We start from the raw sequence: 23149 nt of genomic DNA, 5'->3' as shown, positions 1-23149 counted from the left end.
CTTCTGAAGAATTTTCTTTTGAAAACATTAATAATTTGACTTCAGGTAAAGGCTTAAAGATTTTAACCGTGATTTTTTCGGAAACACTTAGTTATAGAGAGCTTGATTTATGTAATTGGGTCTTTAAAGCAAGAGTTTGTTTGGAATGAAAAAAATATAAAATCTCAAGTTAAATCATCCCTCGCTTGTACGGCTTACTTCAAAATCTTATTAAACCGTTTATCTAGATAATACTATTGTTGGAAAGAAATATTTTGAGGATCTTGTTTTAACTCAAGAAGAAATTGAGTTTTTTAAATTTAATTTTTATATTATTAAATAATTTGTTAATATGAAATTACTAAATTATTTTTTTTGATATTTAAGAAAAAGATTTCCCATCTAAATGGTATTCATTTTGAATTTAATAAAAAAATAGCATTATTACTATTTTTTTTCTATTTTTTAGAGATAACAAAAAGTGAAATTGGAAAGAAATTCAGGAATCCTGCTTCATCCAACCTCATTACCTGATAGTCCTGTTTGCGGAAGTTTCGGTAAACCTGCTCGAGAATGGCTTAATGAACTTGCTGCCTTTGGAATAGGTGTGTGGCAATTTTTACCTCTTGCTCCTACTGATTCACTTGGATCTCCATATAGCTCTCCATCAAGTTTTGCTTTGAACCCATGGTTCCTTGACCAAAATGATTTAGTGAGGGACGGATTCTTAGCTAATAACCTGGAAGATTTTTCTTCTGCAAATGATTGTTTTAAAAATAGAGTTGATTTTCATTTAGCAAATTCAAAAGTTAAGTCCTTACGTTTTTCTTTGGTTGATGATTGGTATAAACAGAATAGAACTATTCAAGAAGAATTTGAAATATGGTGCTCAAAACAATTTTGGTTAGATGATCATTCCATATTTATGGAACTTAAGATTCAAAACAATGATCTTCCATGGTGGGAATGGCCAGAAGAATATGCATGTAGGGATAAGAAAGAATTAGAAAATTGGAAAAAAAATAACCAAAAAGAATTATTAGGCCATAAACTTCTCCAGTGGCATTTAGACAGGCAGTGGCAATCAATCAGAGAGCTTGCGAAAAATCTAGGAATTTATTTATTTGGAGATGTCCCTTTTTATGTATCAAAAGATAGTGCTGATGTTTGGGGGAATCGGTCATTATTTTCTATTTTGACTAATTCAGATACATTCCTTCAAAGTGGAGTCCCACCTGATTATTTTTCTGAAACCGGTCAGCTCTGGGGTAACCCTGTTTATCGCTGGAGTAGGCACAAAGCAAGTAGATATAGATGGTGGAGAAAAAGAATTTCAAGACATCTAGAACAGGTTGATTTTTTACGCCTTGATCATTTTCGTGCCCTCGAAGCTTTTTGGGCAATTCCCGGCAAAGATAAAACAGCAGAGAATGGACTTTGGTTGCCCTCTCCAGGAAAACAGATACTAAGTTTAATCAAAAAAGATTGCTGCGGCTCTCTTCCATTAATTGCTGAAGACTTAGGTCTCGTAACCTCAAAAGTAGAGAAGTTACGCGATGATTATGAATTAGCAGGAATGAAGATACTTCAATTCGCTTTTGATGGGAATTTGGATAATCCGTATTTGCCAGAGAATATTAAAGAAGAAAATTGGATTGTTTATACAGGAACTCACGACAATTCAACTTCTCTTGGATGGTGGAGAGAAATGGATCAAGGTAGAAAAGAACAACTTAGAGAAAGGATTTTTGATTATGAGAATTTCACTTCTTGGGAATTGATTCGAATAGGCATGGAAACTAAAGCCAAATTATTTGTAGCACCTATGCAAGATTTGTTAAATCTTGATGATAGCTGTCGTTTAAATAAACCTGGCACAACAGAAAATAATTGGTCATGGAGATTACCGAGAAATGATTTAAATATTAGAGATGCTTTGAAAAAATATGGTGATTTAGCTAAAGCAAATAAAAGATAAAATTAGTTTTCTTTTGCTCTATTAATTACGTTCCCATCTCCTATAAAAGTTTTTTCCATCTTAATAGGTTCTGTGGAAATACTATTTATTTTTATAAGATATTTTTGCTGACTATTAAGAGCTAATATTGATAAAAGCATAATTATAAAATACAATAGGCTTCCAATCCAGCTATTAAGAAAGTCTATATTTATAAAATTAAGTTTAAATCTCGATACATTATTCATACTATCTTTTTGTATTGACAAACCATTTAAACTTCCTTTCTCTAAATTGAGATTAAGCTCAAGACTTTTGATCATTGAAATTAAATAAGTTTTTTCGGGTAAATATTTTTTCCATCCATTTTCAATAGCTATTAGTACATTCCTTGAGATTTTTGTCTCTTTTGAAAGTGTCTCTAATGAAATTCCAATTTTCAGTCTTTGAGTTTTAAATAAATTAATTGCCTCAAAAAATTCATTATCAGAGGAAGGTTTATCATGAGAATCAGAAAAACCTGACGAGGATTTTTTAAAAGGAAAATTTAATGCCATAAAACATAGATATTTCTAAATTATGTATTCATTTTTATTTTAGCTAGGTTTGGAAAAAGTAGATAGAATCAAAATTAATCAGAAGAAATCATCTATTTCTTTAACTGTTCCCGCTTTTACTTGGATTAATAAATCTTTGATGGCTTTCCACATGCTTATGCCAAAAATAATTGAGATTATTGAGGAAAATATTAGAGATTTTATAATTGAAAAGTTTATAATGCTTAAGGCGCTTACAAAAATAATTGTTAGACCCGTGAAGAATGAAAACCAACTTGATATTGTTCTAGGGTCCTCTAGAGGTATTGGAGATATCTTATATGTTGCCCATTTATTTAGTTTTGATTTCATAATATCTGCAAATATTAAACCAGACATTAGACAAATAAATGCACCACAAGAAAGCCAGAAGATTGGATCTTCAATAGGCTTTATTTGTTGATAATCGGAAATAAATTCATCTATATTCGGTACATTTGGATCATCCAAATTGATTGCAATAAATGTGATTATATTTTGAATATTGATATTTAACATGTTTTTAATTTTTATTATATTTTATGAAAATCATCTACGCAACTTGTGTGTTGTTTTGTTTGGTAAGAGCTGAAACCATTTTTAAAGGATTGAAGGTTTTCCGTACTAATTTGATTAATTGCTTCATATCTTTAGTATCGATCCTTTCGTCTTTAATAATACTCATTAATAAATTTTTCCTTATTAGTGAGCCTCTAGAGCTTGTTAGAAGCTTTAAACCTGCTCCTGCTACTGGTATTAGTTCTTTAGCTGGTGTGCTCGAGTCTTGGACTAGTACATCAAATAAATTTTCTATTCGCTCAACTCTTATATGTCCATTCTGATCAAATATGACGTCTAATAATATATTTATCATCTCATTAGTATCTGAAGTGAGTAATCTTTTCGCTACATATGGATATGCTAAATCTATAATTTTAAAATCAGGGTCTAATCGGATGGCAAGTCCTTCTTGGCTAATTACTGCTCTAATAATTAATGCAAATCTTGCGGGTACTCTAAAGGGATAATCAAACATTAATTCGGAGAATTTGTTGGTAATTTCTTTAAAATTAAAAGATGCAACATCTTTACCAATTGCACTTCCAAGCACTTCTTTTAATACAGGTATTAGAGGCTTAAGGTCCTGCTCTTTACTTAGAAAACCTAGCTTTTGAAAATCTTTCGCAACAGAATGAAAATCATTATTGATCAGGTGAACAATTGCACCAGTAAGAGTTAATCTATCTACCTCTGAAATTGAGTCCATCATTCCGAAATCTACATAGGCTATATTTCCTAAATCACCATTATGACCTTCCAGTGCAAACATATTTCCTGGATGAGGATCTGCATGAAAATATCCAAATTCCAATAATTGTTGTATGCCGCTGATAACACCAGTTCTTATAAGTTTTGAAGGATTTAAATTATTTTCAATTAATTCATTTCTATCTTTTAGTTTTGTGCCATCAATCCAGCTTGTAGTTAATACTTTTATAGTTGATAAATGTCTTTCTACTGTCGGTATAGTTACTGAATTATTATTGTGGAAGAGATTAGAAAATTTTTCTGCATTATTAGCTTCTTTTTTATAATCAACTTCGTCAAATAAACTTCTTCCAAATTCATCTATTATTTCACCTAGTCCGAACCCAAGATTTAATGGAAGTATTGGCGCACTAAGAACACCAAGTATTTTTATAATTACGATATCTCTCCTAATGTTGAAAATTAGATTAGGCCTCTGAACTTTTACTGCTACCCAATAATCGCCAAATAATTTTGCTTTATAAACCTGCCCAAGACTTGCTGAGGCTATTGGTTTAGATGGGAACTCTTCAAAAAGTTCACTTGCTGGCTTGCCTAGCTCATTTTCAATTATCTCAAGTGCTTTTTCATGAGAAAATGATGGTAAATTATCTTGTAAGTTTGTTAATTCTTCGAGCCAATCTTTTCTTATTAGATCTGGCCTGGTTGAAAGTGCTTGCCCTACTTTTATAAAACAGGGACCCAGATCAATAAGTGTTTTAAGTAGAAATTTAGCTAGTTTCTTTTGAGTTTTGTCTTCATTGCTTGAACCTTGAAATATAAGTCTTGCTAGTAGAAGTGATATTGCACCAACTATCTGAATAAATCTAGGAACCAATATCCATGGCCTTGAAATCAACCAAGTTAAATCTCTTTGGAAATCGTATTTCATGAATTCATCATAAGTTCTTTCAGCTACACATCTAAGAAGATCTTTTGATTTGCTTACTGATTAATTTAACTACATTGATTTTAGGTAAATCTTTTATTCCATGGGGCTTTTAAACTTGCTTTCTACTAATAGAAACGAAAATCTTTTTTTACCTGCACATGGAAGAGGAAATTCTCTCCCAAAAAACATAAAAACTCTATTGAGGCTTAGACCAGGTATTTGGGATTTGCCTGAGCTTTTTGAGATTGGCGGCCCGTTGATTAGTGAAGGAGCCATAGCCGAAAGTCAAAAGTCTTCTGCCTATGAAGTGGGTGTTGATAGATGTTGGTATGGAGTTAACGGAGCGACAGGTTTACTCCAAAGTTCATTGCTTGCTCTAGCTCATCCTGGGCAAGCTGTTCTCATGCCAAGAAATATACATAAAAGTTGTATTCAAGCATGCCTCTTTGGCGGCTTAACACCATTACTTTTCGATGTCCCTTATCTAACTGATAGAGGCCATGCCTCTGTTATGGATAGGAAATGGCTTCAGAGGGTTTTAAAAAAAGCAAAAGAATATGAAGATGATATAGCTGCGGTAGTTTTAGTTAACCCTACATACCAAGGATATTCTGCAGATATGGAATCTCTAATTAAAGAGATTCATTCTCATTCTTTGCCAGTTTTGGTTGATGAAGCTCATGGAGCTTACTTAATCAGTCAAATAAGACCAGATTTACCTAAGTCAGCTATATCTTTTGGTGCAGATCTTGTTGTTCACTCTCTACATAAATCTGCATCAGGTTTAGTTCAATCCGCGGTTTTATGGTCGCAAGGTGACAAGGTTGATCCATTTAAAATTGAAAGAGCTATTGAGTTGCTTCAAACTTCAAGCCCAAGCTCTCTCTTGTTAGCTTCTTGTGAAAGTTCAATAAAGGAACTTCTTGAATCTAAAGGGATAAAGAAACTAAGATTATGTATTGAAGAAGCTGAGATGTTAAAAGATTTTTTGATTAAAAATGAAGTTCCTCTTCTTAAAAACAGCGATCCACTAAAAATAATTCTTCACACGTCAAAATTTGGTTTGAGTGGTATTGAAGTTGATAAAAGCTTTATAAGAAAAAGAATGATTGGCGAATTGGCTGAGCCAGGAACGCTAACTTTTTGTCTTGGGCTCTCATCTCACAAGAGATTAGGAAAAAGATTTGTAAGAATTTGGAATGAAATCCTTAAAGCCTGTGGCAAACAAAAACCTTGTTTTTTTAAAAGACCACCTTTCGGTATCGTATCTAAGCCATACAAGTCATATTCTGACTCTTGGGGATCGAATTTTGAGAAGGTGAATCTAAAAGATGCTATTGGAAGAATTTCTGTTGAGATGGTTTGCCCTTATCCTCCTGGCATACCTTTATTGATTCCTGGTGAGATTTTGGACGAAGCTCGTGTTGATTGGTTGATAGAGCAAAAAAGCTTTTGGCCTGAACAAATTTCTGATTTTGTAAGAGTTATTTCGTGATTAATAATATCTATTCATCAGCTATAATAAAATTTATTATTACCATCCATTTAAAGTATGTTTTATAAACGAAAGCTATATTTTTTTACCTGATTTAATGTTTTTAGCTGTTTCCAAAAAGAGATTATTAAGTGGACTTATCGTTGGAGTTTTTGGATTTTTAATAGTCTCTCTTGGTGATTGGTGGTTTTCTATTGCAATAAGTATAATTGTTCATTTAGCTCTTCTAGAGTTCTTTAGGATGGCAGAATTTACTGGAATAAGACCAGCCACTAAGACAACATTATTAGCCTGTCAAATATTACTTTTTTTCACTCAATTATCTTCTCAAGGATATATATCTATTGAAATATCAGATGCTATTTTGCCATTATCTGGGGCTGCTATTTGTGGTTGGTTATTACTCCAACCTGTTACTGGGTCCATTGCTGATGTAGCAGCATCAATATTCGGATTATTTTATTTAGGTTTCTTGCCAAGTCATTGGATTAAGTTAAGAAATCTTTTAGAGACTGATTTAACAAATAACTTCAACTTGATTCCCGCTGATTGGTCACCATCCATCACTTTTGGAATGCTAATAACTTTTTCTACATGTTTTATGATAGTTGGATTTGATATAGGTTCTTATTTTGTTGGTAAGAAGTTTGGCAATCATTCTCTATCTCCGATTTCACCTTCTAAAACTATTGAGGGTGTTATCGGTGGATTATTCTTTTCAATATTAATAGGATCCTATTTTGGATATTTACTTAGATGGGAATTTGGAATATTAATTGGAATATTTATTGGTGTTTTAGTAGCTTTATTTTCTTTGGTTGGAGACCTTACTGAATCTATGCTGAAAAGGAATGCAGGATTAAAAGATTCAGGTAATTTTTTACCTGGTCATGGAGGGATTCTCGATAGAATCGATAGTTATTTATTTACTCCAGCTATTGTATTTTATATAGTATTATTATTATCACCATTAATTATTTCCTGAAATAATTAAAAACTAATAGATGAACTTGCGAAAATATTAATTAATTTATTTTCTATATATATTTTTTTAATATATATTTTATCTTCAACCGGTATCTCAATTATCTTGTTATAAGCTTCATTATTCAGATAGACTTTACCTTTCTCTGCTGTAACATTAATATGTTGCTCTTTAATAATATTGATATCATCTTTAGAAGTTTTTATTAATAACTGACCATTCCTTATTTTTATATCTATTAATTTTTCTTGGTTTAATATTTCCTTGCTAATTTTATCTCCGATCCAATGCCAATTTTTTGACAATAGAATTTTTCTGAGTGAACTTTGAGTTAAAGAAATTTTGAATTTGATTAACGGATCATTTGTAAATTTTAATTCTTTAGTGGTTAATATAAAATTGATTTTAAGATTATCTGCTTCTATCTGGAGTTCATCAAAAAAAAGATCTTTATAATTAATATCCTCAGCGGAAATATTAATTTTTTGTATTACACCTTTAAATATTTGAGTAGAAGTGGAAATAATATCTATTTTAAGATTTCTAATCTTTTTACACTCTTTTATGACTAGAAACTTTATACCTTTCTCTAATAATTTAGTAAGAATTCCTTTCTCTTTAATCCACTTGGCTATCATTTCATTTCTTTAGTTTTCCCCAAGCATCAGCAACTAACTTTGGTTCTTCCAGGTGTGGAAGATGTCCTGAATTTAATGCTATTTCTATGTTGGAGTTATAGTTTCTGTAGGTTTCTTCCTTTTCGTTGTTAGGAATGATTCTGTCATATTTACCTAAAATAATTTTTAGAGGTTGAGTGGGTTTTGGGAGTCCGCAGCCAGATACTCCGCCATCTGCCGCGAAATCTGCTAGAGATGATTGCCAACCCGGAACTTTTAAATGTATTGAGGCGATTTGTTCTTCTGCAGGACCTACGCTATTTGTTGGATCAGCGAATGCCTGTTTACACAATCCCCTTCGGACAAAAGGTCGACTAAGGAAAAAAGCCCCCAAATGATTAAATGGCCATGGGATTTTTGGGTTTTTGCCTGCTAATCCTGCTGGTGATAAAAGTAGTAATTTATTGACTTTCTTTGGGTTTTGTCTCGCTAGTTCTAGAGCTAAAGCTCCTCCCATTGAGGCACCTATTACTCCTATGGGTTGATTATTTGAAAAATGATTTAAAATAGAATTCAAATGTTTCATTAAATATTTAAATCCATATTTGTTACCACTAGATCTAGGGCAAAAACCAAATCCATATAGATCTGGAATGATTAATTTATTTTTCTTTTTTAGAATAGGTATGAGACGCCTATATTCAAGAAAGCAGCTATCAAAGCCATGAATAAGAAGAATTTTGTTTCCTTTACCTGTTAAGACTGTTGGAAATAAATCAGATTTATTTGATGAAATATTCTCTAGTTGTATCCATTTTAAATCTTCAAAAAGTTTACTAGCTTGATTGTCTATAATTTGATTTCGTATTTCATTTATATATGCCTTCGTAGCATTTGTTGTATCTATATTTTTCTTTACTTCTTGATTCAATGCTCTTAAGTATTATTTATTTTTATTCTGGAGCTTGTTGGGAAGGATTGTAAACTTTGAATAGCCTCTAAAAGGTCTTTTTCATTTATTGGGAAAGGTAATTTATGTATATCAGAGTCATCATTACAGGCGAATTTACATGCTTTATATAGTTCATTCGAGGTGGTATTCCTAAGACAAATAGACTCAATTGAAATAGGGAGATTGAGTTGCGAGAAGAACTCTAAAAGTTGTGATTTAGCTTGTTTTGGTAATTGACTGGTTGAATTTTTTTCTTCTAGATGTAATTGCACGAGTAAGCCAAATCCAACAAGTTCTCCATGAAGTGGTTTATTAGTGTATGCGAGTTGTGTTAATCCATTGTGTATAGGATGAGCTGCGGCTGTTCTGCATCTTGCGCCCCCAAGCCCTCCTATTATTCCAGCAGTTAAGGCGCATCCTTCTGCAACAGTTTCCCAAGAATTGCTTAATGGATCCAAGAAAGCCTTTTGACCGTTTAAAAATAATTGATCGCGTAAAACCCTAGCCATCTGAACTGCTTGCTGAACAAAGCCATCTTGGCTTGAACTGCTTGTTAGGGAAGACTCGTACCATTTTGCGACAGCATCGGCCATGCCGCTAGCAAGTGTTCTTGGTGGGGCGTTTCTAACAATTGTGTGATCAAAGATCAATAAGTTTGGACAGCTTTTCAAAGTTACATCTTTTACAAATTTTCCATCAGGAGTGTAAATATTAGATAAAGCGGTCCATCCAGCACATGTGGAGGCACTTAATGGAACAGTTATGCAATTAATACCAAGTAAATCAGCGATTAGTTTTCCTGCGTCAAGCACTTTCCCACCTCCTGCCGCAATAATCCCATCACAGTTATTGTGTTTTGAGATTAGATATGCATTTTTGATATCTAATTCACAGCAATCATGGTCTAAATCTAGTGAGATTGATTGAATACCTTTTAAAAGAAGATCTTTTTTGAATGAAGTTCTTATTTTCTTTGTAGAGCTACTTCTACCTATTATTAAAGGCCTTTTGCATAATTTAGTTATTAGATCTAATGAGTCAGCCCATGCCCCTTCACCTCTAACGACATTTGAAGGTGAAATGCTGTGATTATTTATAAACATATAACTTTTCTATTTTAAAGTTAAACAGTGGCGCTTGCTAATTCTGGTTTGGAACCATCTTTCCCAAGATGTTTAACAATTACTTTTTTACTTTCATCAATATCTACCTCCGCTTTGTCTCCGTCTTTTATCCTTCCTGATAAAACTTCTTCGGCAAGGCTATCTTCCAATAACCTCATGACAGCTCTTCTTAAAGGCCTTGCACCATAAGAAGGATTGTATCCTTCTTCAACTAATCTTTCTTTGAAATCCTCTGAAACAGTTAATGATATTCCTTTATCTTTTATTCTCAAGAATACTTCTTTCAACATTATTTCTGCGATGTCTTTGACTTCGTCTCTGGAAAGCTGTCTAAATACAATTATTTCATCTAATCTATTGAGAAATTCAGGGCGGAAATATTGTTTTAGTTCTTCATTTACTAATGATTTAATTCGATTATATTGAGTATCTTCTAAATTTTCACCAGAGAATTCAAATCCCAATCCGCCTCCGCCTTTCTCTATAACTTTAGATCCAATATTAGAGGTCATTATTACTAGAGTATTTTTGAAATCAACAGTTCTTCCTTTTGAGTCTGTTAATCTCCCTTCTTCAAGTAATTGAAGGAGAAGATTGAACACATCTGGATGAGCTTTTTCTATTTCATCGAACAAAACTACTGTATAGGGCCTTCTTCTTACAGCTTCTGTTAGTTGTCCACCTTCATTGAAACCTACGTAGCCTGGAGGAGAACCTATTAATTTACTAACAGTGTGTCTTTCCATGAATTCAGACATGTCTAGACGTATCATTGCTTCTTCACTACCAAAGAAATAGGCCGCTAAAGCTTTAGTTAATTCAGTTTTTCCAACTCCCGTTGGACCAGAAAAAATAAAGCTAGCAATTGGTCTGTTTGGATTCTTTAGGCCTACTCTAGCTCTCCTAATTGCTTTGGAAACAGCTTTCACAGCTTCGTCTTGACCAATCAGTCTCTGATGCAATGTATCTTCCATGTTTAGAAGTTTGACTGATTCACTTTCAGTTAATTTCTGAACAGGTACGCCAGTCCATGAAGCAACAATATGAGCAATGTCTTCTTCGTTAACTACCGGTTGAGAAACTTTTAAGTCGTCAGACTGAGTAATAAGTTGGTCTGAAGATTCATTATTTTCCTGTGGAACATTATTAGAATTGGGATTTTCATTTGTTGATGGTTTTTGTCTTATATTTTGCAAAAGATTTCTTATCTTATCTCTAAGTTCAACTTCTTTCTCTCTGAGCTCTCCTGCTTGGGTGAAATTTTGATCTCTTACTGCTTCTTCTTTACTCTTTTGTATTTTTCTTAATTCTTTATCAACCTCTTTTGCTTCAGGAGGCAATTTGGAGTTGAGTAATCTTACTCGGCTTCCTGCTTCGTCTATAAGGTCTATAGCTTTATCAGGTAAAAAACGATCAGAGATATACCTATCACCAAGATTAGCAGCAGCATCTAGAGCTTCATCTGTAATCTTCAATCTGTGATGTTGCTCATATCTCTCTCTTAATCCTTTAAGTATTTCGATCGTATCTTTAATTGAAGGTTCTCCAATCATTACGGGTTGGAATCTTCGCTCTAATGCAGCATCTCTTTCAATATGTTTGCGATATTCATCAAGAGTTGTAGCTCCAATACATTGAAGTTCTCCTCTTGCTAGGGCAGGTTTTAAAATGTTTGCAGCGTCAATTGCTCCCTCAGCAGCACCTGCGCCTATCAATGTATGAACTTCATCAATAACTAGGATTACATTCCCAGCCGATTTGATTTCTTCCATTATTTTTTTTAATCTTTCTTCAAATTCACCTCTATATTTAGTACCCGCAACAAGTAAACCAATATCAAGGGTCAATACTCTCTTCTCCTCAAGTATGTCAGGAATATTTCCTTGCTGAATTCTCTGAGCAAGTCCCTCAGCAATAGCTGTTTTCCCTACCCCTGGCTCTCCTATTAAAACAGGATTGTTTTTTGTTCTTCTTCCAAGTATTTGAATTACACGATCAATCTCTGAATGTCTTCCCACTACTGGGTCAAGCTTTGATTCACTAGCTAGCTGAGTTAGGTTTGTTCCAAATTCGTCAAGTGTTGCAGTTTTCGCTGATCCTTTGGATGAACCTGATCCTGTTGTAACTTCTGCTGTTTCACCAAGCATTCTGACAACTTGCGTCCTGACTTTTGTTAGATCAACGCCTAAATTTTCTAGAACTCTTGCTGCTACTCCTTCACCTTCTCTTATGAGACCAAGTAATAGATGTTCGGTACCAATGTAATTGTGACCTAGTTGACGAGCTTCTTCTAATGAAAGTTCAAGTACTCTTTTTGCTCTTGGTGTGAAGGGAATTTCTACGGCAACGAATCCTGAACCTCTTCCTATTATCTTTTCAACTTCTACTCTTGAATCTTTTAAGTTAACACCCATTGATTTAAGAACTTTAGCTGCAACACCAGTACCTTCACCAATTAGCCCAAGTAGGATTTGCTCTGTTCCCACGAAATTATGCCCAAGGCGTCTTGCCTCTTCTTGGGCAAGCATGATCACTTTTATTGCCTTTTCTGTAAACCTCTCAAACATTTAGCTTTTGCCTTTAACTATTTAATCTAATTTATCAGGGTTAAGTGTGAAATGTGTACGGTTAGGTTTTTTTTTATAAAGGGTAAATATAAAGTGTTCGTTGAAAAATAATTAAAAGTATTAATTGATGCAAAGAACCGGCTATTTATTTGGTTTTGGATTTCGGTTAACCGTACTTAATTATTGAGTTTATGATCTGTTATTGGTTTCTTTATTTAGAAGTAGAGCATCACTTCCGTCTTGATAAAAATTAGATCTTTTACCTACTGTTTTGAACCCCATCGAATTGTATAAAGCTTTAGCGGGCTCATTATTTTGTTTTACTTCTAAAAATATGTGATTTATTTGAAGTGATTTTGAGCGTTTGATTAAGTCTGACAAGAGAAATTTTCCTATTCCTTTCCTTTGATTCCTGGGATCGACAGCTATAAAAGTTATGTGTAATTCGTCTATTACTAACCAAGCGGAACATAGGCCTAAAAGTTTTTTAGTTTGCAATTCTATGATTCCCAGACAAATCCTCTTAGGGTCAGTAAGTTCTTTCTCCCATTGAGATTTTGACCAAAGACCATTAGATGATTTTTGGTCTAGATCCACGCAATCATTTAAATGCATTTCCCCAAGTTGAATTATTTTAAGATTCATATCTAACTATTAATGAATGGTTCTTTGTTGAAAAAGAATACTAATTCGTTGATTGATCTCTAGATTGACCAGATATCGTTGTGAAAAATTTCTATGCACGAATCAAAAGCTTATGAACCCAATGTGGATATTGATAGTCCAAATCGAAATATAGCTCCGATCTCTTCAGAAATTAATGAGAGTAAAAAATTAGTTGTTGGAGGATGTCAACTTAGTGAACTCGCAAAAAAATATGGCACACCTCTTTATGTTTTAGATGAGTTGTCACTTAGGACTGCATGCAAAACTTATATATCTTCTTTAAATAAACATTACCCAGGAAAGTCACTTCCTCTATTTGCTTCAAAAGCAAATAGCTCCCTTGCTATTTGTGCAGTTATTTCTTCTGAAGGTTTTGGGCTTGATGCAGTATCAGAGGGTGAATTACTTACTGCAATAAATGGAGGTGTAAAAGAGAAAGATATTGTTTTTCATGGAAATAACAAATCTCAGGATGAGTTGAATTTTGCCTACAGTAATAATGTGACGATTGTTTTAGATAATTATCATGATATTGAGTTACTAAAAAATATTGCCTCCGATAACAAGCCAGCAAAGTTAATGTTGAGGTTTACTCCTGGAATTGAATGTCATACTCATGAATATATAAGGACTGGGCATTTAGATAGTAAATTTGGTTTTGATCCCGATGAGCTTAAGTCAATTTTAGAAGAATTAAAAACGTATAAGTGGGCTAATTTAACTGGTTTACATGCACATATAGGGTCTCAAATTTTTGAGGTTCAACCCCATATTGATCTTGCTGGCGTTATGGCTGATGCTTTAAAGCTTGCCAAGGAAATTGGTCATCCAGTTGTTGATCTAAATTTAGGAGGCGGTTTAGGGATTAAATATGTTCAAGAAGATAATCCTCCCTCTATTGAAAAATGGGTTGAAATTATTTCTAAGGCTGTTGTTAATGCCTGTAGGGAAAGAAATCTTGATTTACCAAGATTAATGTGTGAACCGGGAAGATCTCTTGTCGCTAATTCGGGGCTCACTATTTACAAGATTGGAGCTAAAAAAGTTGTCCCTGGTGTCAGAACTTATTTATCTGTTGATGGAGGGATGAGTGATAATCCTCGTCCAATAACCTATCAGTCTCTTTACAGTGCATGTTTAGTTGATAAACCAATGAATACAAATTTTGAAAAAGTCACAATAGCTGGAAAGCATTGTGAGTCTGGAGATGTTTTATTGAAAGATTTTCTACTTCCTTCTTGCGAAAGTGGCGATTTTCTTGCTGTGTTTGGAACAGGTGCATACAACTATTCAATGAGTTCCAATTACAACAGAATACCTAGACCTGCGACAATTATTGTTGGGAAAGGTTTGGCCGAGTTGACTCAAAGGAGAGAACTTCCTGAAGATCTATTGCAATTAGATGTATTACCTGATCGCTTTATTCCCAAGAATTAGGTAAGTTGAAATAACGTTGGGGTGTAGGAGTGAATTTCTGGTGGTTTATAAATTTGCGTGTTTTCCTTGATGTATTGTTTGCTTCTTCTCTTGGAGTGCTTCTTTTTACAAGAGTTAAAGAGCAAAGAACGTTATGGCTTTTAAGAGGTTATCTCTTTTTGGTTTCATTAGCGTGGTTCGTTCAGAGGTTTGCAAATTTACCAATTACTTCAAAACTTGTTGATGCCTTAGTTCTGGCTTGCTCATTATCTTTAGCAATTTTATGGCAAGGAGAATTAAGGAGATTAATGGAGTTATTAGGCACTGGACGACTGGCTGTGATTCTTGGAAATACCCAAAAAGAATTCAGGGCAAGTTCTAATACTTTTGCTCAATTAACAGAAGCCGCAGGTCGCTTATCGCAAAATAGAAAGGGAGCATTGATTGTTGTTGACATGGGAAGTGACTTGCGCCCAGAAGATTTCCTTTTCTCTGGAGTTCCGATTGATGCTAAATTATCGTCTGAATTGATATTAAATCTTTTTGCGGCTGACACCCCTTTGCATGATGGAGCCGTTTTAGTGAAGGGAAATAGAATTATTTCAGCAGGTGTAATCTTGCCTCTCTCAAGGCAAGGAATTAGTAGATATGGAACTAGGCATCTAGCAGCTCTTGGGATAACTGAACGTTTTGATCGATGTATTTGTGTTGTAGTTTCAGAAGAATCAGGTACTTTATCCTTAGCTAATCAAGGACGACTTGAAAGACCTATTACAAGCAGTCGTTTACTTGACCTTTTGAAGGAATTGTTGGATCCTTCAAATGCATCTGGATCTAAGTCCAACAGCATTAATTCTTCATTGAAAACAACTTCCTCTAATATTGAAACTAAAGTTGCTCAATCCAGAGTTAATCTTGTGAAAAATAATGACAGCAAGGAGTCTTTGAATTGACTTACCCTTCTGTAATAACCACCGATAATTCTAGAAAGGTATCGCCATTACCTAAAGATTTGGACCGTCTTCGTATGCCTGAGCATATTGCGGTAATCATGGATGGAAATGGTAGATGGGCAAAAGAAAAGGGTTTACCAAGGACGATTGGACATACAGCTGGGGTTGAGGCTTTAAAAACTACTTTGCACTTATGTAGTAATTGGGGAATAGGTGCATTAACTGTTTATGCCTTCTCAACTGAAAATTGGTCCAGACCTAGTGAAGAAGTGAATTTCTTAATGACACTTTTTGAAAGTGTTCTCAAGCGTGAATTGACTAATTTAAAACTCGAAGAAGTAAAAATTAATTTCATGGGTGATCTTGACCCTTTGCCTATTGGCTTAAAGGACTTAATCAAAGAATCTGTTGAATCAACTTCTAATAGTAAAGGTATTCATTTTAATGTTTGCACAAATTATGGAGGAAGACGGGAATTAGTACGAGCTGCTCAAAAGTTGGCAGAACGTTCGGTAAAAGGCGAATTAGATCCTTCATTGATAGATGAAAATGTATTTGCTTCTGAGTTGTTTACAGCTAGTGAGGTTGATCCAGACTTACTTATTAGAACTAGTGGAGAAAAAAGGATAAGTAATTTTCTTTTGTGGCAATTAGCTTATGCTGAAATCCATATCACAGACGTATTATGGCCAGATTTTAATGCCGATACTCTTGCCAAGGCACTACTTGACTATCAATCTAGAAGAAGGAGATTTGGTGGTGTATAACTAAATTAATTGAATATCTTGAGTTATATGATTTTTTTTAGATTATCGGCTAAAACTAAATAGCAATTAAATTTTTCATATTCAAATTCTTTTATGACTCTAATTAATCCTAATATCCAGGAATCTAATAAACTCAAGTTCAAAGACGAATCATATTTAGATTTTAATTCCATAAAAGGTGGAGATATTAGACATGATTGGTCTTCAGAAGAAATCAAAGAAATACTTGATTTGCCATTAATGGATTTGTTGTGGAGAGCTCAAATAGTTCATAGGTCTTACAATCCCGGTTATAAAGTTCAGCTTGCTTCTCTTCTAAGTGTGAAGACAGGTGGATGCTCAGAAGACTGTGCATATTGTCCCCAATCTGTTCACAATGAAACAACTGTTCAACCTAATCCTGTAATTGAAGTTGAGTCAGTTCTTGATAGAGCAAGAGCGGCAAAAGATGCAGGAGCAGATCGATTTTGCATGGGTTGGGCTTGGCGTGAGATCAAAGACGGAAACGCATTCGATTCAATGCTTGAAATGGTAAAAGGTGTTAGAGAGCTTGGCCTTGAGGCATGTGTCACCGCTGGAATGATTACTGATTCTCAAGCCTCTAGATTGGCAGAAGCAGGTTTAACAGCCTATAACCACAATTTAGATACTAGTCCTGAGCATTATTCCAAAATCATTTCAACAAGAACATATCAAGATCGACTTGAAACATTGAGAAGAGTACGCATGGCTGGAATTACAGTTTGCTGTGGTGGGATTATTGGCATGGGAGAATCTGTTTCAGATAGAGCATCTTTACTTAAAGTTTTAGCAACTTTAGACCCGCATCCTGAAAGTGTACCTATTAATGCATTGGTTGCAGTGGAGGGGACACCCATGGAGGATTTGTCTTCTATTGATCCATTAGAGATGGTTCGTATGGTCGCGACAGCAAGGATTATCATGCCTAAAAGCCGAATAAGACTTAGTGCAGGGAGACAACAATTAGGTAGGGAAGCTCAGATTCTATGTCTACAATCTGGAGCTGATTCTATATTCTATGGAGATACACTTTTAACTACAAGCAATCCGGAGGTGGAAGCAGACCGTAAGCTTTTAGCGGATGCTGGAATTACGGCTAATTTCTCTTAAGACTAAGTAGGTATGAAAAAAGATGATAGACTAAAGAAATTTAAATATAAAGTTGCTGCGTTTTACAATTTTATTTCGATTATTGATGAAGAAATTCTTTTAATCAAAGAAGAATTAACGAAGTTAGCAACGAATCAAAAAATAAAAGGCACTATTTTATTAGCTTCTGAAGGTGTTAACGGTACGATATGTGGTCCTGAAAATGCGATAGTTCAATTCATTGAAACGTTAGAGAAACTTTTAAAGGTATCGGATATTAATGTCAAATATAGTTGGAGTGAAAAACAGGCTTTCCGCCGCTTTAAAGCTCGTAAGAAAAAAGAAATCGTTACGATTGGACTAAAAGAAATTAATCCTACTAAATCTGTTGGTAAATATATAAAAGCTGGTGAATGGAATCAGTTTTTAGAAGATCCTAATAGTGTCGTTATTGATACTCGTAATGAGTATGAAATAAAAATTGGAAATTTTGCAGGAGCTCTAAATCCACAGACAAGTTCATTTCGTGAATTTCCTGCATGGGTGCAAAAGCATTTAAAACCTTTAATCGAAGAGAATCCCTCTTTAAAAATAGGAATGTATTGTACGGGCGGAATAAGATGCGAAAAAGCTACCTCTTATTTGATAGAAGAAGGCTTTTCTGACGTACATCATCTTGAAGGTGGAATACTAAAATATCTAGAAGATGTTTCCTCTGAGAATAGTTTATGGAATGGAGAGTGCTTTGTTTTTGATCAACGTGTCTCATTAGATCATGAGCTTTTACCAGGTTCACATCGGATGTGTCATGCTTGTGGATTACCCATCTCTCCCGAGGACTTGAAAAAGCCAACGTATATTAAAGGATTACAATGTGATGCTTGTGTTAACAAATTCACAGATAGCGATAGAGCTAGATTTGCTGAAAGACAACGTCAAATTGATGAAATAATGAAACGTCTACCTGAAAATTCTATATGGCCATCTTCATGACTAAACCTAATTTAACTTTATTAGAAAAAGAAGCATCTGAAAGGGGGTTGTTGCTGCGTATACAAGTTAGGAGACCTCTCAATATTTGGTCGTTTAAGCTGGTTGTTGGCGAAATAACTAGTAATACTAAAATTCAGTTGTTGGGTGAAATGAAAGGATGGGCATATCAAAATACTAAAGGACTTCAGCTTGATACGATGAAGGTTGGCAAGAACGTCAACTCTAAAATAGGTGACTTGATATGGGCTTCAACTATGGCCTGGGCTTTAGAAGAGACTCCCTGTCGTAGTGCGAGGTTATTGGCTATTTATGATGAAAATAATCAGCATGAAATCTTGCAACGTTATTTTCGTAGGCGTGGCTTTAATACTGTGCGAAAAGTTGGATCCTCTCCCTTGGATTTACCTTTGAGACTTGTTTGGGGAGGTGCAGGCGCTTTTATGGTAGGTAATTGTGAGAAAGTGTTTGAAAGAAGTTATCGGAGTTGGTCGGAGTAGTTAGATTTTTTAAGGAGGCTAATCTAAGGTCTCCTTCGCATGGTAGCTGCTTCTTACTAAAGGACCGCTGTTTACTTTCTTAAAACCTAATCCGTTTGCTATTTCTGCAAAATCATTGAACTTTGTTGGTGACCAATAATGAGAAACTGGGATGTGAGCAAGTGAAGGTCGTAAATATTGACCGATAGTCAAATATTGACAGTCTACTTTCCTAAGGTCTTTAAGGGTTTGAATTATTTCATGAAATTTTTCTCCCAGTCCAAGCATTATTCCTGATTTTGTAGGAATTTTTGGATCGATTTCTCTAGCAAATTTGAGAAGATTGAGTGAGTGTTGGTAAGTAGCACCTCTCCTGACTTCTCTTTGAAGTCTTTTGACAGTTTCAAGATTATGGTTGAAACAAATCGGATTAGCCGAAAGAACTAGCTTAAGGCGCTCTCTTTGCTTTTCGACATTGTCCTTGTTGTTGCCACCCCAGAAATCTGGTGTTAGTACCTCTATTGCGACACCTGGATTCAAGGATCTAATTGCATCCATTGTTGTCGTGAATAGACTTGCACCGTGATCCGGCAAATCATCTCTTGCGACTGCTGTTAGTACCACATATTTAAGATTCAATACCTGAACAGCATTTGCTACTTTCTCTGCCTCAAAAATATTTACTTTCTCTGGCGACTTTCCTTTTTCTACTTGGCAAAAGGCACAGCTCCTTGTACATATTGAGCCGCCCAATAAAAAAGTAGCCGTACCAGCGGCATAACATTCACCTCTGTTCGGGCATCTGCCTTCTTCACAGATCGTATGTAATCTGTTTTCCTTTACGAGCTTTTGAACTTTCTCTAGTTGAGTTGCGTTACCTATCGATGGTTTGATCCAATTAGGTAAACGCTCTTCTGGGAGGAAGCTACTGTATTTTGTTGTTTTTCTTGTTGTTGTTGTCATATGTTTGATGGTTAATCTAAGTCTCTACGACCTTCTAAAGCACGTGAGAGTGTTACTTCATCGGCATATTCCAACTCACTTCCAACAGGAAGTCCATAAGCAATACGAGTGACTTTTGTGAATGGTTTTAATAATCTACCCACATAAAGACTAGTCGTATCCCCTTCAATACTTGGTGTTAGGGCAAGGATGACTTCTTTTATATTTGCTTTATCGACTCTTTTGATAAGACTTGATATCTCAAGCATTTCAGGTCCAATCCCATCCATCGGAGAAATTAACCCACCAATTACATGATAAAGCCCTTTGTACTCTCTAGTGCGCTCAAGAGCAAGTAAATCTCTTGACTCAGAAACAACGCAAATGAGTTCTTGATTTCTTTGCTTGTTTAGACAAATTTCGCATTGTTCTCCTGCGGTTAGATGAAAGCACGTCTTACATTGACCTACCTGACTTTTCGCATTAAGTAGAGCTTCTGAAAACAATCTGATTTTGTATTCTGGCTGACGCAAAAGATGAAGAGCTAATCTTTGAGCAGTTCTTGGACCGATACCGGGCAATTGCTCAAATTGATCAATTAATTTTGATAATGGTTTAGTGAAGCCGCTCAGAGTTCAGAAGCAATTAACTTGAATGTAGTCAGAGTTTTATCTGGGTTGCACTAATTTAAAGAAGATTACCGTCAGTTAAATTAGAAATGTATCAAAATAGTGATGCTTGAGTCTCCAAAATGATCAAACTTTTTCGAACATCTTTTAAATCCCTTTTGGCTATAGCGTTGGTCTTGACGCTCGGAGCTTGCTCTACAGGGGGATCCGCAGGCTTGGAACCTTTTAAAAGTCAAGATGGACGATATGGTTTTCTTTTCCCAACAGGGTGGACGAGAGTGGCCGTCGATAATGGACCAGAGGTTGTTTACCATGACTTGATTAACTCCGATGAAACTCTCAGTCTTGTTATTTCTAAATTAGAAAATGAAGTGGATTTAGATGATTTGGGTGGAGCGGATGCTGTAGGGGAAAGACTTTTCGGTGAGAAAAATAGTAACAATCCTATTCAATTGATTGATGTTTCAGAGAGAGAAGTTGAGCAACGCAAATTCTATGATCTTGAATACTCTGTTGATTCAGAAGTAAACCGCAGGCACGAATTCGCTACTGTGGTAGTAGACAGAGGTTATTTATATACGCTTGCAGCTAGCACTAGTGAACAACGCTGGTCAAAAATGCAAGATACTTTTAAAAGAGTAGTTAGTTCTTTTACGTTTTTCATATGATTTAAGTATTATTTCCACCAGCTTGAATTTTCCAAAGGTGGTAATAGAAATCTCTATTTTTTAGAAGAGAATGATGTGTGCCTTTCTCTATAATTTTACCTTTATCTAAAACTATAATTTCGTCGGCATCTATTACTGTGCTTAAACGATGTGCAATAACAATTGTGGTACAACTAGTTGTTATCTTCTTTAGAGACCTTTGAATCGCGGCTTCAGTTTCATTGTCTACAGAGGCTGTTGCCTCATCTAATACTAAAATAGGGGCGTTTTTTAGGATTGCTCTTGCGATTGCAATTCTTTGTCTTTGGCCACCAGATAACTTTTGTCCTCTTTCTCCCACTATTGTGTTTAAGCCTTGTGGAAGTTGATTAATAAATTCAGTTGCTTCAGCAATATCTGCAGCATTTTTTATTTTTGATTTATCAATATTTTGCGATCCATAAGAAATATTTTCTTCAATTGTACCTTGGAACAAATATGTTTCCTGGCTTACTAATGCAATACAACGTCGTAGACTTTTTAAATCCAATGATTCAATTGAATTATTATCAATTTCTATTGAACCTTTACTGATTTTATACAGCCTTAACAAGAGTTTTATAAGTGTACTTTTGCCAGAACCAGTGGCACCTACAATACCTATTTTTTTCCCAGGACTAATATCTAAATTAAAGTTTTTTATGACTTGAGACCTTCCTTCATATGTAAAATCAATATTGTTAAATGTGATTGCACCTTTAACATTAAATGGATCTAACTTGACTTTGCCAGTTTTAATTTTAATTGGAGTATCTATTAAATCTAATACTCTATTTGTTGAGGCCATTGATCTTTGATAATCATCCAGGATATGACCTAATGTCGTTAAGGGCCATAATAATCTTTGAGTTATAAATACTAAAAAACTATAAGTTCCCACAGGCATTAATCCTTTCCAAGATTGGAAGCCCCCAGCAATTAATATTGCAAGAAATGCAAATAGTATCGCGAATCTAATTAAGGGGATAAATGCTGCTGATAACTTAATCGCTTTTCTATTACTTTCTTGATATAAATTGCTATCTAGTCTTAATCTTTCTAGTTCCCAATCTTCAGTAGCAAAACTTTTAATAGTTAGCATTCCACTGAGATTATTATTAAGTCTTGAAGCAAGATCTCCAGCCCTATCTCTGACTTCACGATAGCGAGGAGCTAGGTTCTTCTGGAATCTAATCGAGCCCCAAAGAATAAATGGAATAGGTATGAATGCTAGCAATGCAATTCCGGGAGCTAATAAAATCATTGCCCCTCCAACTATAAAAACAGTAATTATTAATTGAATAATTTTATTAGCTCCTTCATCCAAGAATCTTTCCAGTTGATTAATATCATCATTTAGTACAGTCATAAGCCTTCCTGTATTATCTGATTCGAAGAATGTCATCTCTAATTTTTGTAAATGGTCATATGCTTTGATTCTTAAATAGTGCTGTGTCTTTTGAGCTAAATTTCTCCACATTAATCCATATAAATATTCAAAGAATGATTCAGCTGTCCAGATCAAAAAGGAAATGATTGAGAGCGCAATTAACTGATCTGGGACAGTATTAAAGCCAATTGATCCAAGCCATGAACTTTCTTTTCGTACTACTACGTCAACAGATATTCCAATTAGTACAGGTGGTGCGAGATCAAAAAATTTATTTAATGTAGAGCAAATAATAGCTGAATAAATTAGACGCTTTTGACTTTTAAGATTACTTAAAAGTCTTGCTAATGGGATTCTTCCTTTTTTTGATTTAGATTTATACATCTTATTTTTAGTGTGATTCTTTTAGAGATTGTATTTATCTGCAGTTTTATTTTTGCAGTAAATACGTGAGTCTTTTATTGAATTGCCAGAATTAAATTTTTCTAAAAAACACTCACAGGTAAAATGACTAATTTCATCTATCTTTTGTGCATCCTTAAAATCAAGTTTTGATTTTAAGGATGCAATGCAGAATTTATTAATCAGAGTATTTTTGTGCTCTGCTTGAATCTCTAAAAGGTTACTCATCTCTAAGATAAGTAATGTAGTTATGCTGCTGAATATTAAT

At 34.6% G+C, this 23149-nt stretch carries 22 protein-coding genes; 11 read left to right on the top strand and 11 right to left on the bottom strand.

What is annotated here, in order from left to right:
• Nucleotides 1–460 precede the first annotated feature (460 nt).
• Nucleotides 461–1957: a 4-alpha-glucanotransferase gene (gene malQ / locus PMN2A_RS06510; RefSeq protein ID WP_011294758.1), complete on the top strand. Its 1497-nt coding sequence runs from the start codon at nt 461–463 to the stop codon at nt 1955–1957.
• Between the two features lie 2 nt (nt 1958–1959).
• On the opposite strand, the gene PMN2A_RS06505 is transcribed toward malQ, so the two are convergent.
• Nucleotides 1960–2493 carry a helix-turn-helix domain-containing protein gene (locus tag PMN2A_RS06505; RefSeq protein ID WP_011294757.1) on the bottom strand — a complete coding sequence of 178 codons (534 nt, stop codon included), beginning with the start codon at nt 2491–2493 and terminating at the stop codon, nt 1960–1962.
• A 49-nt stretch (nt 2494–2542) separates the two neighbouring features.
• Here PMN2A_RS06505 and PMN2A_RS10800 point away from each other — a divergent pair, with 49 nt between their 5' ends.
• The gene (locus PMN2A_RS10800) at nt 2543–2935 is read left to right on the top strand and encodes a hypothetical protein (RefSeq protein WP_187146440.1); all 393 of its coding nucleotides are present in this window, start codon (nt 2543–2545) and stop codon (nt 2933–2935) included.
• Nucleotides 2936–3064: 129 nt separating this feature from the next.
• Here PMN2A_RS10800 and PMN2A_RS06495 read toward each other — a convergent pair whose 3' ends face one another.
• Nucleotides 3065–4711, bottom strand: coding sequence for an ABC1 kinase family protein (locus PMN2A_RS06495; RefSeq protein ID WP_011294755.1), 1647 nt, complete (start codon nt 4709–4711; stop codon nt 3065–3067).
• 100 nt (nt 4712–4811) lie between these two features.
• Between PMN2A_RS06495 and PMN2A_RS06490 the strand changes: the two genes are divergently transcribed.
• Together PMN2A_RS06490 and PMN2A_RS06485 are read left to right on the top strand one after the other, a co-directional pair.
• Nucleotides 4812–6206 (top strand): lysine decarboxylase, encoded by a 1395-nt coding sequence (locus tag PMN2A_RS06490; protein WP_011294754.1) that lies wholly within the window; start codon nt 4812–4814, stop codon nt 6204–6206.
• A 97-nt stretch (nt 6207–6303) separates the two neighbouring features.
• Nucleotides 6304–7191: a phosphatidate cytidylyltransferase gene (locus tag PMN2A_RS06485; protein ID WP_011294753.1), complete on the top strand. Its 888-nt coding sequence runs from the start codon at nt 6304–6306 to the stop codon at nt 7189–7191.
• A gap of 5 nt (nt 7192–7196) precedes the next feature.
• Here the strand turns inward: PMN2A_RS06485 and PMN2A_RS06480 are convergent, their stop codons facing one another.
• From PMN2A_RS06480 to rimI, 5 genes are all read right to left on the bottom strand, one after another.
• Nucleotides 7197–7829, bottom strand: coding sequence for a hypothetical protein (locus PMN2A_RS06480; RefSeq protein ID WP_011294752.1), 633 nt, complete (start codon nt 7827–7829; stop codon nt 7197–7199).
• A gap of 1 nt (nt 7830) precedes the next feature.
• Nucleotides 7831–8739, bottom strand: coding sequence for an alpha/beta fold hydrolase (locus PMN2A_RS06475; RefSeq protein ID WP_011294751.1), 909 nt, complete (start codon nt 8737–8739; stop codon nt 7831–7833).
• Nucleotides 8740–8744: 5 nt separating this feature from the next.
• The gene (locus tag PMN2A_RS06470) at nt 8745–9863 is read right to left on the bottom strand and encodes an iron-containing alcohol dehydrogenase (protein WP_011294750.1); all 1119 of its coding nucleotides are present in this window, start codon (nt 9861–9863) and stop codon (nt 8745–8747) included.
• A 20-nt stretch (nt 9864–9883) separates the two neighbouring features.
• On the bottom strand, nt 9884–12451 hold the full coding sequence (locus tag PMN2A_RS06465) for an ATP-dependent Clp protease ATP-binding subunit (protein WP_011294749.1): 2568 nt from the start codon (nt 12449–12451) through the stop codon (nt 9884–9886).
• Nucleotides 12452–12640: 189 nt separating this feature from the next.
• Complete coding sequence (gene rimI, locus PMN2A_RS06460) at nt 12641–13096, bottom strand: ribosomal protein S18-alanine N-acetyltransferase (RefSeq protein ID WP_011294748.1); 456 nt, start codon at nt 13094–13096, stop codon at nt 12641–12643.
• 93 nt (nt 13097–13189) lie between these two features.
• Between rimI and lysA the strand changes: the two genes are divergently transcribed.
• From lysA to PMN2A_RS06430, 6 genes are all read left to right on the top strand, one after another.
• Nucleotides 13190–14554: a diaminopimelate decarboxylase gene (gene lysA / locus PMN2A_RS06455; protein ID WP_011294747.1), complete on the top strand. Its 1365-nt coding sequence runs from the start codon at nt 13190–13192 to the stop codon at nt 14552–14554.
• 29 nt (nt 14555–14583) lie between these two features.
• The gene (cdaA, locus tag PMN2A_RS06450) at nt 14584–15486 is read left to right on the top strand and encodes a diadenylate cyclase CdaA (RefSeq protein ID WP_011294746.1); all 903 of its coding nucleotides are present in this window, start codon (nt 14584–14586) and stop codon (nt 15484–15486) included.
• Nucleotides 15483–16253: an isoprenyl transferase gene (locus PMN2A_RS06445; RefSeq protein ID WP_011294745.1), complete on the top strand. Its 771-nt coding sequence runs from the start codon at nt 15483–15485 to the stop codon at nt 16251–16253. Before cdaA ends, PMN2A_RS06445 begins: the two co-directional genes overlap by 4 nt.
• A gap of 93 nt (nt 16254–16346) precedes the next feature.
• Nucleotides 16347–17384: a biotin synthase BioB gene (bioB, locus tag PMN2A_RS06440; RefSeq protein WP_011294744.1), complete on the top strand. Its 1038-nt coding sequence runs from the start codon at nt 16347–16349 to the stop codon at nt 17382–17384.
• A gap of 12 nt (nt 17385–17396) precedes the next feature.
• Nucleotides 17397–18356: a rhodanese-related sulfurtransferase gene (locus PMN2A_RS06435; RefSeq protein ID WP_011294743.1), complete on the top strand. Its 960-nt coding sequence runs from the start codon at nt 17397–17399 to the stop codon at nt 18354–18356.
• The gene (locus PMN2A_RS06430) at nt 18353–18853 is read left to right on the top strand and encodes a hypothetical protein (protein ID WP_011294742.1); all 501 of its coding nucleotides are present in this window, start codon (nt 18353–18355) and stop codon (nt 18851–18853) included. The genes PMN2A_RS06435 and PMN2A_RS06430 overlap by 4 nt, the downstream gene beginning before the upstream one ends.
• An 18-nt stretch (nt 18854–18871) precedes the next feature.
• Here the strand turns inward: PMN2A_RS06430 and lipA are convergent, their stop codons facing one another.
• Both lipA and recR read right to left on the bottom strand, forming a co-directional pair.
• On the bottom strand, nt 18872–19795 hold the full coding sequence (lipA, locus tag PMN2A_RS06425; RefSeq protein WP_011294741.1) for a lipoyl synthase: 924 nt from the start codon (nt 19793–19795) through the stop codon (nt 18872–18874).
• A gap of 11 nt (nt 19796–19806) precedes the next feature.
• On the bottom strand, nt 19807–20406 hold the full coding sequence (gene recR / locus PMN2A_RS06420; protein ID WP_071813629.1) for a recombination mediator RecR: 600 nt from the start codon (nt 20404–20406) through the stop codon (nt 19807–19809).
• A gap of 119 nt (nt 20407–20525) precedes the next feature.
• Here recR and psbP point away from each other — a divergent pair, with 119 nt between their 5' ends.
• Nucleotides 20526–21071 carry a photosystem II reaction center PsbP gene (gene psbP / locus PMN2A_RS06415; protein ID WP_011294739.1) on the top strand — a complete coding sequence of 182 codons (546 nt, stop codon included), beginning with the start codon at nt 20526–20528 and terminating at the stop codon, nt 21069–21071.
• 1 nt (nt 21072) lies between these two features.
• Here the strand turns inward: psbP and PMN2A_RS06410 are convergent, their stop codons facing one another.
• Both PMN2A_RS06410 and PMN2A_RS06405 read right to left on the bottom strand, forming a co-directional pair.
• Complete coding sequence (locus tag PMN2A_RS06410; RefSeq protein WP_011294738.1) at nt 21073–22863, bottom strand: ABC transporter ATP-binding protein; 1791 nt, start codon at nt 22861–22863, stop codon at nt 21073–21075.
• Nucleotides 22864–22884: 21 nt separating this feature from the next.
• Nucleotides 22885–23109, bottom strand: a complete 225-nt coding sequence (locus tag PMN2A_RS06405) for a hypothetical protein (RefSeq protein ID WP_041711016.1) — start codon at nt 23107–23109, stop codon at nt 22885–22887.
• Nucleotides 23110–23149: the final 40 nt, after the last annotated feature.

This window comes from Prochlorococcus marinus str. NATL2A, assembly GCF_000012465.1.
GTDB classification, from domain to species: Bacteria; Cyanobacteriota; Cyanobacteriia; order PCC-6307; family Cyanobiaceae; genus Prochlorococcus_B; species Prochlorococcus_B marinus_B.
Note: the sequence above shows the minus strand (reverse complement) of the source record. Positions and strands in the feature narration are given on the sequence as shown.